The organism is Amycolatopsis sp. NPDC004169 (assembly GCF_040610315.1).
In the GTDB taxonomy this organism is placed as follows: domain Bacteria; phylum Actinomycetota; class Actinomycetes; order Mycobacteriales; family Pseudonocardiaceae; genus Amycolatopsis.
In genome coordinates this window covers 60,139-72,724 of record NZ_JBEXMD010000028.1, presented here as the reverse complement: position 1 = coordinate 72,724, position 12,586 = coordinate 60,139, and the positions used below count along the sequence as shown (strand labels likewise).

The following is a 12,586-nucleotide window of genomic DNA, read 5'->3' as shown; positions in this document are numbered from 1 at the left end:
CGGCCAAAGTACTACATCTGGAGTTACTTCCGCGTCGCCTTCCGGATCTCCTCCGAAGCCGCGCGGTACGCCGGCGCCGCCCGCGCGAAGTAGTCGAACAACACCTCCTGCTCCGCCGCCGAGTACCGGCCGATGACCTCGGCGATCCGCGCCCGCGCCGGCCCGACGATCGCCTCGACGCCGGCGAGCGCGTCCGGCACCGGCTCGACCACGACTTTGCGGCGGTCGGCCGGGTCGGCGGCGCGGCGGACGTACCCCGCGCGCTCCAGCCGGTCGATCAGCCGGGTCGTCGCGCCGGTGGTGAGGCCCGTGCGCGTGGACAGCTCGCCCGAGGTCAGCGCGCCTTCCAGGTCGAGCAGGCTGAGCGCGTACCACTCGGTGGCGTGCAGCCCGGCCGCCTCCGCGCCCGCCAGGCCGTGCAGCCCCACCGCGTCCAGGTACCGCCGGAACACCACGTGCCGTTCCCTTGCCACCGGCTCCTCCTCCTGATTAATATCTGCACGCGTGCAGATACTGCACGAGTGAAGCTAAGTATAGGAGACGACCATGATGACCACCGACCGCGCCGCCGTCACCGCCGTGCTCGATTCCCTCGCCGACGCATGGAACCGCGGCGACGCCGACGCCTACGGCGCACACTTCACCGAAGACGCGACGTACGTGACCTTCGTCGGCACCCGCTACTCCGGTCGTGACGACGTCGTGAGCAGCCACCGCGTCCTGTTCGAGAAGTTCCTCAAGGGCACCAAGCTCGCGCACGAGTTCCTGGACGTGCGATTCCTCGGCGCGGACGTCGCGATCGTGAGCACCAACGGGGACACGTACAAGGGCGAAGCGCCGAAGAAGCTGTCGAAGGTCCAGACGTACACGCTGCTCCGCGACGGCGGGCGCTGGCTCGTCGCGGCGTTCCACAACACCCAGCGGAAGCCGCTGGTGGAGCGGATCTCGTTCGCGTTCGCGCCGGAAACGAAGCCGAAGCAGTGAAAGCACTGGTGACGGGGCGAGCGCGGGCATCGGCCGGGCGTTCGCCACGGGACTGGCGGGCGCGGGGTACGCGGTGACGGCCGTCGCCCGCGACGAAAACCGCCTCACCGCCCTCATGGCGGAACTCGGGCCGGGCCATGACCACCTGGCCGCGGACCTGGCCACGGCCGAGGGCCTGCGGGCGACGGCCGAACGCTTTCCGGGCCCTACACGCTGCTGGTGAACAACGCGGGCTTCGCAGTCCACGGCGGCTTCGCGGAAACGCCGCTCGAGGACTCACTGGGAGTGCTGGACCTCAACTGCCGCGCGGTGGTGACGCTGGCGCACGCCTTCCTCGCCCACGCACGGCCGGGCGCCGCGCTGGTGAACGTGTCCTCGACGCTGGGGTTCACACCCAAGCCCGGACTCGGCGTCCACAGCGCCACCAAGGCGTTCGTGACGTCGTTCTCGGAAGCCCTCGCCAGGGCCCAACGGTGGTCTCGGGCCGGCCGAACGCCGTGTTCACCGCGGTCGCCGGGCTGCTGCCCCGCCGGACCGCGGTGTCCCTGTTCGGCTAGACCTTCGCGACCGCGGCCAACGCCTCGGGCAGCGTGAACGCTCCGGCGTACAGCGCCTTCCCGACGATCGAGCCCTCGACACCGTCGGACGCCAGGCCGGCCAGCGCGACGAGGTCGGCCACGCTCGACACCCCGCCCGAGGCGATCACCGGCGCGTCCGTGCGGGCGACGACGTCCCGCAGCAGCTCCAGGTTCGGGCCGCGGAGGGTGCCGTCCTTGCTGACGTCGGTGACGACGTAGCGGGACGCGCCGTCGCGGTCGAGGCGCTCCAGGACCTCCCAGAGGTCGCCGCCGTCGGAGGTCCAGCCGCGGGCCGAGAGCCGGTGGCCGGCGTCGGTGATGCGCACGTCGAGGCCGATCGCCACCCGGTCGCCGTACTCGCCGATGACCCGCGAGGTCCACTCCGGGTCCTCGAGCGCGGCGGTGCCGAGGTTGACCCGGCGGGCCCCGGTGTCCAGCGCGGCCTTCAGGGACGCGTCGTCGCGGATGCCGCCGGACAGCTCGACCTGGACGTCGAGCGTGCCGACGACCTCGGCGAGCAGCTCGCGGTTGCTGCCCTTGCCGAAGGCGGCGTCGAGGTCGACCAGGTGGATCCACTCGGCGCCGTCGCGCTGCCAGGCGAGCGCCGCTTCGAGCGGGCTGCCATAGGAGGTTTCGGTGCCGGCCTCGCCCTGGACGAGTCGGACGGCCTGGCCATCGGCCACATCAACGGCGGGAAGCAGCGTGAAAGTCACGCGGGTAACTCTAGGGCGGAGACCCGGATCACCCGGTCAGAGGGTCGCCAGCCAGTTGCGCAGCAGCTGCGCCCCGGCGTCACCCGACTTCTCCGGGTGGAACTGGGTGGCCCAGAGCGGCCCGTTCTCGACCGCGGCGACGAAGTCCTCGCCGTGGTGAGCCCAGGTGACCTTGGGTTCCTGCCCGGCCAAGCCGTCGAGCTCCCACTTGCGCGCGGCGTAGGAGTGCACGAAGTAGAACCGCTCGTCCGGGTCGAGACCGGCGAACAGCTGCGAGTCCGCGGGCGCCCGCACGGTGTTCCACCCCATGTGCGGCAGGACGTCGGCGTGCAGCCGGTCGACGACGCCGGGCCATTCGCCGGTGCCCTCGGTCTCTTCGCCGTGCTCGACGCCGCGGGAGAAGAGGATCTGCATGCCGACGCAGATGCCGAGCACGGGCCGCCCGCCGGCCAGCCGCTTGCCGATGATCCGGTGCCCGTGCACGTCCAGCAGCCCGGCCATGCAGGCGGAGTAGGCCCCGACCCCGGGCACGACCAGCCCATCGGCTTCGACGGCGGCATGCGGATCGGCGGTGACCTCGACATCGGCGCCCGCGCGCGCCACAGCGCGTTCGGCGGAGCGGAGGTTGCCGGAACCGTAGTCGAGGATCACCACACGAGACACGCCACCCAGCGTAGCCGTCCCTCTCAGTGCCGTTCGAACGAATAGACGTCGGTCACGGTGTTGCACGGAGATGGCGGCACGACCTCGACCCGAAGGACGCCGTCGTCGTAGTCGACGCCTTCGGGGGTGAAGGTGCCCGTACAGGTGCTGACCAGCGGGACCTGGCCGATCTCCTGCACCCTCGCCGTGACGTCACGGCCGTTGACGGGCCGGGGCAGGTCGATCTGCAGGAGCTGCAGGTTCGTCGGGTACAGGTCGTTGTACGGGTCGCTCGTCGCGCAGATCAGGCGGGTCGGGCCGACGAAGTCGCAGCCCTGGGCACTGCGGATGTGGTGGTCGAGGTGGATGCGCGCGGCGACCGGGAGGTCGCCGGCCTGCCGGGGGCCGCGCGGGTTGAGGAACGGCGTCGGCGAGACGTAGAGCCGGTCGATCTCCCCCAGCGGACCGGAGACCAGCCATTGACCGTCCGGGGTGGCCGCGACCTGGGCGTTCGCGTTGGCGGCCGGTTCGTCGGGCTGCAACGGGTGGACGAACTCCGTGGTCGTCCCGTCGGGCCGGGTGACCAGGTACATCTTCGTGGCCGGCGCCGGGGTGCGGGTGTCCTGGTAGACGTCGAAGACGTATCCGCGCAGCGAGTCGGGGTCACCGACGTGGCCCCAGCCTTCGTCCTTGAGCGGCTGCGGGATGGTGGCGCCGTTGCGGTAGACGAGCTCGGTGGCCTGCCCCGGCAGCCGGCGGGTCGCCAGGCCCTCTCCGCTGATGCGGTTCTCGACGGTGGTGTGGCCGACCTGCCGCCAGTGGCTGCCGTGCGCGGTGGCGCCGGTCGCGACGGTGGCGCCGGTTCCCGCGAGCAGGGTGGCAGTGGTGAAGCCGAGCAGACTTGCCGTCCGCAGTGCGCGCATGTGCGCTCCTCGGGAGTTGAGGCCTTGGCGGCGGCAGCGCCATCCTGCCACAGACCACGCACGCCCCGAAAAGATCTTGAAGAAACCCCGTTTGACCGTCCCGCCCGCCGGGTATCACTTCACCCGATCGTGTGGCCAAAGACGGCACGACCGGACGCCGAGGAGGCGAAGATGGCTGAGGACGACCTGCTGTCCCGGATGCTGCACGCCTGGCGTGACGACATCGAGAGCGTGCCGTTCCCGCAGTTCACCGAGCTGCTGATCCCCCGCCAGCAGACCCGCTCCCGGCACGCGTCCGGCCCGTCTGCCGCGCGCGTGACGAACGCCACGCGGAGGACAGACGCCTGACTGTGGTTTCCTGCGGTGGCCGCATCGACGCGTCCCCCGGGAGTCCTCATGAGTCGCACCCCTGACCCGCACGACTTCCTCGACCTCGACGCCGGGCTCGCCGAGGAGGAACGCGCCATCCGCGACGCCGTCCGCGCGTACGCGAAGGACCAGCTGCTCGACCACGTCGCCGACTGGTACGAAACGGGCTCCCTCCCCGCCGCCGAGCTCGCGAAGGGCTTCGGCTCGCTCGGCCTGCTCGGCATGCACCTGGAGGGCTACGGCTGCGCGGGCACCAGCGCCGTCGCGTACGGCATCGCGTGCCGCGAACTCGAGGCCGTCGACTCGGGGCTGCGCAGCTTCGTCTCGGTGCAGGGGTCGCTGGCGATGTACGCGATCCACAAGTGGGGCAGCGAAGAGCACCGGCAGGAGTGGCTGCCGCGGATGGCCACCGGCGAGGCGCTGGGCTGCTTCGGCCTGACCGAGCCGGACGCGGGCAGCGACCCGGGCTCGATGCGCACGCGGGCGGTCCGCGACGGGTCGGACTGGGTGCTCTCGGGCACGAAGATGTGGATCACCAACGGAACCGTCGCCGACGTCGCGGTCGTCTGGGCGCAGACCGACGACGGCATCCGCGGCTTCGTCGTCCCGACGTCGACGCCGGGGTTCACCGCGAACGAGGTCAAGCACAAGCTGTCGCTGCGGGCGTCGCTGACCGCCGAACTCGTCCTCGACGGCGTCCGGTTGCCCGAGTCGGCCGCGTTCCCCGAGGTGCGGGGCCTGCGCGGACCGCTGTCCTGCCTGAACGAAGCGCGCTACGGCATTCTGTTCGGCGTGGTCGGCGCGGCGCGCGCGTGCTACGAGGCGGCGTTGGAGTACACGCTCTCGCGGTCGCAGTTCGGGAAGCCGCTGGCCGGGTTCCAGCTGACCCAGCGCAAGCTCGCCGACCTGGTCGTCGAGGTCAACCGCGCCGGGCTGGTGGCGCTGCAGATCGGCCGGCTGAAGGACACCGGCGCCCTGCACCACAACCACGTCAGCTTCGGGAAGATGGCGAACGTCCGCTCGGCGCTGGACGTGGCCCGCACGGCCCGGTCGATGCTCGGCGCCAACGGGATTTCGCTGGAGTACCCGGTGATGCGGCACATGGCGAACCTGGAGACGGTGCTGACGTACGAGGGCACCGAGGAGATGCACGCGCTGTCACTCGGTCAGGCGGTCACGGGGCTCGCGGCCTTCCGCTGATCCGTTTTTGTCGGTGGTGCCCGCTAGCTTCGCCGACATGACGTTTTCCGACTTCGAAGCCGTGGTGGAACTGCGGCGGTACACCTTGCACCCCGGCCGGCGCGATGAGCTGATCGAGCTGTTCGAGCGCGAGTTCGTCGAGCCGCAGGAGGCCGCGGGTGCGCACCTGTTCGGGCTGTTCCGCTCCCGGGCGTCGCCGGACGAGTTCGTGTGGCTGCGCGGGTTCCGGTCGATGGCCGAGCGCAAGGCGGCACTGGAGGAGTTCTACTTCGGCCCGGTCTGGAAGGCCCACCGGTCGGCGGCGAACGCGACGATGATCGACTCCGACAACGTGCTGCTCCTGCGCCCGGTCCGCCCCGGGCTGGCCGCGCCACCGCCGGGCACGGGCGTGCACGTGACGGTGTCGCCGCCCGCTCCCCCGCCCGATTCGGCGTTCGCGGCGTTCGAGACCGAGCCGTCGGAGAACACGTTCCCGCAGCTGCCGGTCCGCGCGGACGGCCCGTTCTCGGTGTGGTTCAGCCGGGTGGCGTCGCCGTCGTCGTTCGAGCTGGTGCCGACCGCGCGGTCACTGATCCGCTGAGAGCAGTTCGGTGAGCCCGTAGGGGTAGAGGATCTTGCGCCCGTCCCGGAACTCGGCGACGTCGACCCACCGCGCGGTGGCGGGGTCGTCGAGGATCTTCATTTCGTCGCGCCGGTAGAACCCGGCGTCGACGAACTCGACTTCGTAGAGAAAGGCGATTTCGTGCCCAGGCCGGTTCTGCCAGGTGAAGACGTTCTCGAGCACCCCGATCCGGTGGCCCACCGTGATCGCGGCGTCGAGTTCTTCGCCGAACTCGCGCTCGAGCGCCTCCTTGCTACTCTCCCCGAACTCGATCCCACCCCCGAGCGGCCGGTAGTAGGTCTCGCCCTTGAAGTCATCGCGCCCTTCGAAGACGAGCAGCGCGTCACCGCGCCGGACGATCCCCAACGCGAGCGGCCGGATCCTGAACGCCATGGGCGTAACGGTATCGGTCCGCCCCGCCCGCGACCTTGCTACTTCCCGAGGAACTCCCGCATCGACAGCCCGAGCGAGCCGGCGTCCAGCCCGTGCGCGAGGTCGTGGTCCTCGATCCCGCCGTACACCCGGACCTCCGCGTCCCGCCGGACGCCCAGGGACCGCAAGCGGTGGGGCACATCGGAAAGCGCCTCCGCCACGCACCACGCCGACGTCCCCGCGAGGTACGGCTCCACCAGCACCACGGAAGGAGCTGCCGCGTGCACCGCCGTCCGCAACCCCGCCGCGTCGAACGGGCGGATCGTCGAGGCGTACAGCACCGTCACGTCCAGGCCCGCCGTCGCGCGCAGGACGCGGTCCAGCACCGGGCCCACCGCCACCACCACGCCGGACGATCCGGAGCGCACCGTCGTGAACCCCACCCCCAGGTGCGGGGAGGCGTTCTCCTGCGCGGAAAGCCGCAGGTAGACGCGGCCGTCTCCGGGGATCGACTCCAGCAGCAGCCGCTCGGCCTCGGCCGGGTGACCCGGCACGTGGACCGTCCAGCCCGGCAGCGAATCGATCAGGGCGACGTCGCCGGGGGACTGGTGCGTGCGTCCCGCCGTCGACATGTCGTAGGACGCACCCCACGACACCAGGACCCCGCCGACCTCCTGGTGCGAGAAGTCGAGCTTGATCTGCTCGAACGCGCGCTCCACCAGGAACGGCGGGAACGTGTGCACGATCGGCCGCAGGCCCGCCAAGGCCAGCCCGGCGCCGGTGCTGACCAGCAGCTGCTCGCGGATCCCGACGTTGATCACCCGGTCCGGGTGCCGCCGCGCGGCGCCGGCGAGCTGGGCGGCCGAGATGTCGGCGAGCACGACGGCGACGTCGGGGTCGGTGTCGATGATCCGCTCGGTGGTGGCGAGGAAGGTTTCCCGCATCGGTGCCATGGGTTCAGCCCTTCGGTTCGACGACGGCGACCACGGCCAGCGGCCGGCCGGGGTGGGAGGTGGTGAAGGCGTCGTAGAGCGCGTCGTGGTCGCGGCCGGACACCGTGCGCGTCGCCCAGCCTTCGACGGCGAACCGGCGCTCGATGCCGCCCGGCCAGCCGCGCGTCGAGGACTGGTTGTCGACCACCACGGTGGTCAGGTTCTCGAGGCCTTCGCGGGCCGCGACGACGATCGCCTCGTGGTTCGAGCCCTCGTCCAGCTCGGCGTCGCCGACCAGCGTCACGACCTTCGCGTTCGTCAGGCCGCGGGCGCGCAGGCCGAGCGCGGTGCCGAACGCGATCGGCAGGCCGTGGCCGAGGGAGCCGCTGGAGATCTCGACGCCGGGGACGCGGCGCCGGTCGGGGTGGTGGCCCAGCCGTGACACCGGGTCGGACCACGTCGCCAGTTCCGCCTCGGCGAGGAAGCCCTTCGCGGTGAGCACGGCGTAGTACGCCATCGGCCCGTGTCCCTTGGACAGCAGGAACCGGTCGCGGCCGGGCTCGCGGAAGTTCTCCGGCGTGACGTCGAGCACGCGGTCGTAGAGCACCCACAGCACGTCCAAAGTGGACTCGGCGGCGGCGGTGTGCTTTTCGTCCCCGGTCATCAGCGAAATCAGCCGGGGCAGATCGGCGTAGCCGAGTTCGGTCGCAGTGGTCATGACCCGACGATGCAACCTCGACTAAACTCGAAGTCAAGGATAGCCTGACCAGGTGACCAGGCTCGCTGAACATCTCAGCATCGGACAGGTGGCGGAACGCAGCGGGGTTCCGCACACGGCACTGCGGTTCTACGAGGAGAAGGGGCTGATCAGTTCCGAGCGGTCGGCGGGCAACCAGCGCCGGTACCCGCGCTCGGTGCTGCGCCGGATCGCGTTCATCCGTGCGGCACAACGGGTCGGGCTCTCGCTCGAGGACATCAGCACGGCGCTGGAAACGCTGCCGGAGGACCACGCCCCGACGAAGGCGGACTGGGCGCGCCTGTCCCGCGACTGGCAGCACGAGCTCGACGCGCGCATCGACGCCCTGCAGCGCCTGCGCGACCGGCTCACCGGCTGCGTCGGCTGCGGGTGCCTGTCCCTGCGCAGCTGCGCGTTGTACAACAACGACGACGAGCTCTCCCGCTTCGGCCCGGGTGCGAGCAAGCTCCGCCCGGCGGTCGAAGGCGGCATCTAAACCGCTTGCGCGCGGGGAGGATGCTGGGGAGGAAATGAACGAAAAGGAACTGATCCGCATCTCGAAGCGGCTTTCACGGCACCTTCGCCACGACCCGGCCGCCATCGGCCTGACCCTCGCCCCCGGCGGCTGGGTGCCGGTCGACACCCTCCTGCGCGCGCTCTCGATCACGCGTGCACAACTCGACGAAGTGGTCGAGAAGAACAACAAGCGCCGTTTCGCGTTCGACGGAACGGGAACGCGCATCCGCGCGAGCCAGGGTCACAGCGTCCCGGTCGACCTGGGGCTGCCGGACACCCCACCGCCGGACGTGCTGTACCACGGAACGGTGGCGGCCTCCCTCGACGCGATCTTCCGCGAGGGCCTCCGCCCGATGAACCGCCACGCGGTCCACCTCTCGGCCACCCTCGACACGGCCCGAAACGTCGGCGCCCGCCGCGGCAAACCGGTGATCCTTCAGATCGACGCGGCCGCAATGTCCGCCGCCGGCCACACGTTCCAGCTGAGCGCCAACGGAGTCTGGCTCACCGCCACAGTCCCCCCGCCCTACCTAACCCCCCACTCACGCGAGATACCCCGCTAATCACGCGTGATGCCCCTCCAATCACGCAAGATCGCCACCCAATCACACGAGCCCCGGCTCCAATCACACGAGACCCGCCTCGAGTCACGCGAGATCCGGCTCCAATCACGCGAGTTCGGACTTCCGTCACGCAAGTTCCGCCTTCAGCCGCGCGAACCGACCCTCCAGGCACGCGAACCGACCCTCCAGATACGCAAGTCGTCCATCCAGGTACGCGAGTCGTCCGCCCAGGTACGCCAACCGACCCTCCAGATACGCAAGTCGTCCATCCAGGTACGCGAGTCGTCCGCCCAGGTACGCCAACCGACACTCCAGATACGCGAGTCGGCCATCCAGGCACGCGAGTCGTCCGCCCAGGTACGCGAGTCGGCCGTTCAAGTACCCGTGACTCGCGTGATCAAGGCCGGATCTCGCGTGACTGCAAGCGGATCTAGAGCGGGGAAACCGGGGTGAGGGTTCGGCGGCGGGGGCGGCCGAGGAGGCGGCGGCCCACATCCAGCAGTTCCGTGCGCAGCTCTTCGTCGCCGAGGCCGGCCAGGTCCGGGGAACCTCCCGCCATCGCGATCCCGGTCAACGTCACCAAGGCGTTCACCCGGGCCGTCGTGTCCGGGTCGGGGCCGGACAGGATGCCCAGCAGCGCCTGGCCGAAGCCCTCCATGCCGCCGTGGGCCGACTTCTCGATCGCACGGGCGATGCCCGGGTCACTCGAAAACAGCGCCACCAGCGCGCGGTGGCGGATCACCAGGTCGACGAACCCCTCCAGCAGCAGGTCCACCTGCGCACCGCGGCGCTTCTGCGCCGCCGCGCGGCGGACCAGTTCGTCCAGATCACGGACGCCCGGCTCGGCGACCGCCTCGGTGATCTCCGCCTTCGTCTTGAAGTGGTAGTACACCGCCGCCTTCGTGATGCCCAGCGCGTCCGCGATCATCTGCAGCGACGTGCCTTCGACCCCGTGTTCGGTGAACAGCCGCAGCGCGGTCTGCAGCAGTCGGGTCCGGGTGTCCTCGGCCGGGCCGGCGGTCATTCTTCCTCCTCAGCGAGCCGTCGGAGCCTACGTCACGCTCTGTCGATCGGCAAACCGCCTTACTAGCCGAACGGCTAGCGATAAACCTTGCTGTTCGGCAAGTCACATACTTGCCGATCGGCTTGGACCTCTCCTTGCCGATCGGCTAGCTTGGGAAGGGACCCTATGGAGTGAACCGACCCCGTTCGGGCGAAACGGAGCTGACTCGTGGCGACCTTCCTGTACCGGCTCGGCCGGTTTTCCTTCCGGCGCAGAGCGCTGGTCGCGGCCGTCTGGGCGGCGGTCCTGGTGGCACTCGGCCTGGGCGCGCTCACGCTCTCGGGCCAGCTGTCGAACTCGGTGACGATCCCCGGCACCGAGTCGCAGCGGGCGATCGACCAGCTCACCGAGAAGTTCCCGCAGGCCAACGCCGGTGGCGCCACCGCGCGCGTGGTCATCGAAGCCCCGGCCGGCACCACGGTGACCGACGCCAAGGGCAAGGCGGCCGTCGAAGCGCTCGTCGGGCAACTGAAGACGGCGCCGAAGGTCGCCGCGGTGGTCGACCCGTTCCAGGCGCAGTCGATCTCACCCGATCGACGCGTCGCGCTCGCCCAGGTCAGTTACGGAGCGAAAGCGTACGAACTGACCGACGAGGACCGTCAGGCCCTCCTGGACAGCGCCAACGCCGGCCGCGCCGCCGGGTTCACCATCGAGTTCGGCGGGGACGCCGTGCAGGGCGTGCCCGCGACCGGGGCCACCGAGGGTCTGGGTGTCGCCGTCGCCGCCGTCGTGCTGATCATCACCTTCGGCTCGCTGCTCGCGGCCGGGATCCCGCTGCTCACCGCGCTGATCGGCGTCGGCACCGGGATGGCGGGCATCTTCCTCGCCTCCGGCTTCCTCGAACTGAACTCGAACACGCCGGTCCTGGCGCTGATGATCGGCCTCGCCGTCGGCATCGACTACGCGCTGTTCATCGTGTCGCGCTACCGCCACGAACTGGCCATCGGCCGCGACCCCGAAGAAGCCGCCGGACGCGCCGCGGGCACCGCGGGCTCGGCCGTGGTCTTCGCCGGCCTCACCGTCATCATCGCGCTGGCCGGCCTCACCGTGATCGGCATCCCGTTCCTCGGCCAGATGGGCGTCGCCGCCGCCGTCACCGTCGCGATCGCCGTGCTCATCGCCCTGACGCTGCTGCCCGCGATCCTCGGCTTCGCCGGCGCCCGGGTCGCCGGCGGCCGTATCCGCCTTCGCCGCAAGCCGGTCGAAACGACGCACGGCGAACGCTGGGCGCGGTTCGTCGGCCGCCACCGGCTCCCGGTGCTGCTGGTCGCGCTGGCCGGGATGGCCGTCGTCGCCCTGCCCGCGCTGAGCATGCAGCTCGGCCTGCCCAACGACAGCACCGCGGCACCGGATTCGACGCAGCGCAAGGCGTACGAGATCGCCAGCCGCAGCTTCGGCGAAGGCTCCAACGGGCCGCTGCTGGTCGTCGTCGACGTCTCCGGCAGCGCCAACCGCCAGGCCGCGCTCGGCCAAGCCGCGGCCGGCATCCAGAAGCTGCCGGACGTCGCCGCCGTCACGCCGCCGCGCGTCAACCAGGCCGGTGACACGGCGCTGCTCACGGTGATCCCGAAGAGCGGCCCGAGCAGCACGCAGACCGAAGATCTGGTGGCCGCGATCCGCGCCGAATCCGGCTCGCTGGACGCGAAACTGGCCGTCACCGGCCAGACCGCGGCGAACATCGACGTCTCCGAGAAGCTGTCGGACGCGATGCTGCCGTACCTGGCGCTGATCGTCGGGCTCGCGTTCGTGCTGCTGATGCTGGTGTTCCGCTCGGTGGTGGTGCCGCTCAAGGCGACCATCGGCTTCCTCGGCTCGGTCGCGGCGACGTTCGGCGCGGTGGTCGCGGTGTTCCAGTGGGGCTGGCTGACGGACCTGCTCGGCGTCGCCTCGACCGGCCCGATCATGAGCATGCTGCCGATCCTGCTGATCGGCGTGCTGTTCGGGCTGGCGATGGACTACCAGGTGTTCCTCGTGACGCGGATGCGCGAGGAGCACGTCCACGGCGCGGAGCCGCAGGAAGCGGTGGTGACGGGCTTCCGCCACGGCGCACGGGTGGTCGTCGCGGCGGCGCTGATCATGATCAGCGTGTTCGCGGGGTTCATCCTGGCCGAGTCGTCGCTGATCCAGTCGATCGGCTTCGCGCTGGCGTTCGGCGTGCTGGTGGACGCGTTCGTGGTCCGCATGACGCTGGTCCCGGCGGTGATGTCCCTCCTCGGCCGCGGCGCGTGGTGGCTGCCGAAGTGGCTGGACCGCATCCTGCCGGACGTGGACGTCGAGGGCGAGAAGCTCACGAAGCACCTGGACGAGCCCGAGGAGCGGGAACTGGTCGGCGCGAACCGCTAGCGAAAATCGGCGAAGGGCCCCTCTCGTGCGAGAGGGGCCCTTCGCCGTTTC

17 protein-coding genes are annotated in these 12,586 nt (G+C 70.6%); 9 read left to right on the top strand and 8 right to left on the bottom strand.

Features of this window, described 5'->3' with window-relative positions; translation table 11 throughout:
- Window positions 1-23: 23 nt before the first annotated feature.
- On the bottom strand, window positions 24-473 hold the full coding sequence (locus tag ABZX11_RS31510; RefSeq protein ID WP_354919746.1) for a MarR family transcriptional regulator: 450 nt from the start codon (window positions 471-473) through the stop codon (window positions 24-26).
- A gap of 73 nt (window positions 474-546) precedes the next feature.
- Here ABZX11_RS31510 and ABZX11_RS31505 point away from each other — a divergent pair, with 73 nt between their 5' ends.
- The 3 genes from ABZX11_RS31505 (at window position 547) to ABZX11_RS31495 (ending at window position 1,578) form a co-directional block, all read left to right on the top strand.
- Window positions 547-984, top strand: a complete 438-nt coding sequence (locus tag ABZX11_RS31505) for an SgcJ/EcaC family oxidoreductase (protein WP_354919743.1) — start codon at window positions 547-549, stop codon at window positions 982-984.
- 73 nt (window positions 985-1,057) lie between these two features.
- The gene (locus ABZX11_RS31500; RefSeq protein ID WP_354919740.1) at window positions 1,058-1,207 is read left to right on the top strand and encodes a hypothetical protein; all 150 of its coding nucleotides are present in this window, start codon (window positions 1,058-1,060) and stop codon (window positions 1,205-1,207) included.
- Complete coding sequence (locus tag ABZX11_RS31495; RefSeq protein ID WP_354919737.1) at window positions 1,204-1,578, top strand: SDR family NAD(P)-dependent oxidoreductase; 375 nt, start codon at window positions 1,204-1,206, stop codon at window positions 1,576-1,578. The genes ABZX11_RS31500 and ABZX11_RS31495 overlap by 4 nt, the downstream gene beginning before the upstream one ends.
- Here the strand turns inward: ABZX11_RS31495 and priA are convergent.
- From priA to ABZX11_RS31480, 3 genes are read right to left on the bottom strand one after another with little or no spacing between them, the layout of a single operon-like run.
- Complete coding sequence (gene priA / locus ABZX11_RS31490) at window positions 1,538-2,275, bottom strand: bifunctional 1-(5-phosphoribosyl)-5-((5-phosphoribosylamino)methylideneamino)imidazole-4-carboxamide isomerase/phosphoribosylanthranilate isomerase PriA (protein ID WP_176175807.1); 738 nt, start codon at window positions 2,273-2,275, stop codon at window positions 1,538-1,540. The two genes, ABZX11_RS31495 and priA, sit on opposite strands and share 41 nt — an antisense overlap.
- A 36-nt stretch (window positions 2,276-2,311) precedes the next feature.
- Window positions 2,312-2,929, bottom strand: coding sequence for an imidazole glycerol phosphate synthase subunit HisH (gene hisH, locus ABZX11_RS31485; protein WP_354919872.1), 618 nt, complete (start codon window positions 2,927-2,929; stop codon window positions 2,312-2,314).
- 32 nt (window positions 2,930-2,961) lie between these two features.
- Window positions 2,962-3,840 carry a hypothetical protein gene (locus ABZX11_RS31480; RefSeq protein ID WP_354919734.1) on the bottom strand — a complete coding sequence of 293 codons (879 nt, stop codon included), beginning with the start codon at window positions 3,838-3,840 and terminating at the stop codon, window positions 2,962-2,964.
- Window positions 3,841-4,011: 171 nt separating this feature from the next.
- On the opposite strand from ABZX11_RS31480, the gene ABZX11_RS31475 reads away from it, so the two are divergent.
- From ABZX11_RS31475 to ABZX11_RS31465, 3 genes are read left to right on the top strand one after another with little or no spacing between them, the layout of a single operon-like run.
- Window positions 4,012-4,188 carry a hypothetical protein gene (locus tag ABZX11_RS31475; protein ID WP_354919731.1) on the top strand — a complete coding sequence of 59 codons (177 nt, stop codon included), beginning with the start codon at window positions 4,012-4,014 and terminating at the stop codon, window positions 4,186-4,188.
- A 48-nt stretch (window positions 4,189-4,236) separates the two neighbouring features.
- Complete coding sequence (locus tag ABZX11_RS31470; protein WP_176175804.1) at window positions 4,237-5,409, top strand: acyl-CoA dehydrogenase family protein; 1,173 nt, start codon at window positions 4,237-4,239, stop codon at window positions 5,407-5,409.
- Between the two features lie 37 nt (window positions 5,410-5,446).
- Entirely contained in the window at window positions 5,447-5,989 is a 543-nt protein-coding gene (locus ABZX11_RS31465) for an NIPSNAP family protein (protein ID WP_176175803.1), read from the top strand.
- Here the strand turns inward: ABZX11_RS31465 and ABZX11_RS31460 are convergent.
- From ABZX11_RS31460 to ABZX11_RS31450, 3 genes are read right to left on the bottom strand one after another with little or no spacing between them, the layout of a single operon-like run.
- Window positions 5,975-6,403: an NUDIX hydrolase gene (locus tag ABZX11_RS31460; RefSeq protein WP_354919727.1), complete on the bottom strand. Its 429-nt coding sequence runs from the start codon at window positions 6,401-6,403 to the stop codon at window positions 5,975-5,977. The genes ABZX11_RS31465 and ABZX11_RS31460 overlap by 15 nt on opposite strands.
- Before the next feature lie 38 nt (window positions 6,404-6,441).
- Window positions 6,442-7,335 (bottom strand): transketolase, encoded by an 894-nt coding sequence (locus ABZX11_RS31455; RefSeq protein ID WP_354919724.1) that lies wholly within the window; start codon window positions 7,333-7,335, stop codon window positions 6,442-6,444.
- Between the two features lie 4 nt (window positions 7,336-7,339).
- Window positions 7,340-8,032, bottom strand: a complete 693-nt coding sequence (locus ABZX11_RS31450) for a thiamine pyrophosphate-dependent enzyme (RefSeq protein WP_176175801.1) — start codon at window positions 8,030-8,032, stop codon at window positions 7,340-7,342.
- A gap of 52 nt (window positions 8,033-8,084) precedes the next feature.
- Here ABZX11_RS31450 and soxR point away from each other — a divergent pair, with 52 nt between their 5' ends.
- Together soxR and ABZX11_RS31440 are read left to right on the top strand one after the other, a co-directional pair.
- Window positions 8,085-8,546: a redox-sensitive transcriptional activator SoxR gene (soxR, locus tag ABZX11_RS31445; protein ID WP_176175800.1), complete on the top strand. Its 462-nt coding sequence runs from the start codon at window positions 8,085-8,087 to the stop codon at window positions 8,544-8,546.
- Window positions 8,547-8,580: 34 nt separating this feature from the next.
- A complete protein-coding gene (locus ABZX11_RS31440; RefSeq protein WP_354919720.1) occupies window positions 8,581-9,129 on the top strand; it encodes an RNA 2'-phosphotransferase in 549 nt (182 codons plus the stop codon).
- Window positions 9,130-9,559: 430 nt separating this feature from the next.
- Here ABZX11_RS31440 and ABZX11_RS31435 read toward each other — a convergent pair whose 3' ends face one another.
- Window positions 9,560-10,153, bottom strand: a complete 594-nt coding sequence (locus ABZX11_RS31435; RefSeq protein ID WP_354919717.1) for a TetR family transcriptional regulator — start codon at window positions 10,151-10,153, stop codon at window positions 9,560-9,562.
- A 207-nt stretch (window positions 10,154-10,360) separates the two neighbouring features.
- On the opposite strand from ABZX11_RS31435, the gene ABZX11_RS31430 reads away from it, so the two are divergent.
- Entirely contained in the window at window positions 10,361-12,535 is a 2,175-nt protein-coding gene (locus tag ABZX11_RS31430) for an MMPL family transporter (protein WP_354919714.1), read from the top strand.
- Window positions 12,536-12,586: the final 51 nt, after the last annotated feature.